This is a genomic window from Salinisphaera japonica YTM-1 (assembly GCF_003788585.1).
Taxonomy (GTDB): domain Bacteria; phylum Pseudomonadota; class Gammaproteobacteria; order Nevskiales; family Salinisphaeraceae; genus Salinisphaera; species Salinisphaera japonica.
Genome location: NZ_AYKG01000062.1, coordinates 1 through 845, shown reverse-complemented (window position 1 = coordinate 845; position 845 = coordinate 1). Strand labels below are relative to the sequence as shown.

The window sequence follows — 845 nt, the reverse complement described above, 5'->3', positions numbered from 1 at the left end:
CTAGGGCGTGTCGTCATAAGATATGTTTGAATATCACCGAGATTTCGGCAAGCGTTTTATTGTATGTCTGCAGCGCAACATCGGCATGATTTAACGGATCGCCAGTGGGCATTGATCGAGCCGCATTTGGCCGGCCGTCGTGGCCGCTGGGGCCGCCCGGCTCATGACAATCGCCGCTTTATCAACGCCGTTCTTTGGGTATTACGCACCGGTGCGCCATGGCGTGACCTCCCGCCGTCTTACGGGGATTGGAAAAACACGCATCGCCGTTTCTGTCGCTGGCGCGATCAAGGGCGCTGGGAAGCGCTTCTCGAGATTCTGATCGACGAGCCTGATTTCGAGTGGCTGATGATCGACGCGAGCCACTGCAAAGCGCATGCGGCCGCCGCCGGCGCGGCCGGCGGCAACGACGGCATCGGGCGCACAAAAGGGGGCTCAATACCAAGCTGCACCTGGCCGTGGATGCGCATGGTATGCCGCTCCGACTTCTTGCAACAGCGGGTACCCGCGCGGATTGCAGCCAAGCTGACGAATTGATCGACGGATTCAGCGCCGATCATCTGCTGGCCGACAAAGCTTATGACAGCAATGCGATTGTGGATCAGGCGCGCCGACACGGTATGGCACCCCAGATTCCATCGCGAGTGCACCGCAAAACGTTACGCAAGATCGATACGAACCTGTATCGGCACCGCCACTTGGTCGAAAATGCGTTCCAGAGGCTCAAGGAATGGCGAGGTCTGGCGACACGCTATGCCAAACGGCTCTCCTCATTTCTGGCTCAAGGTCTTATCGCATGCCTGGGCATGTGGCTCAAAATCTTATGACGACGCGCCCTAGGTGTT

At 58.3% G+C, this 845-nt stretch carries 1 protein-coding gene; it reads left to right on the top strand.

Translation table 11 applies throughout. The features are described from left to right. The first annotated feature begins 63 nt into the window (after positions 1-63). Positions 64-827 (top strand): IS5 family transposase gene (locus tag SAJA_RS15560; protein WP_123659238.1). Its coding sequence is split into 2 segments (ribosomal slippage): positions 64-424 and positions 424-827, totalling 765 coding nucleotides; the frame shifts between segments, so codons are not numbered across the junction. Positions 828-845: the final 18 nt, after the last annotated feature.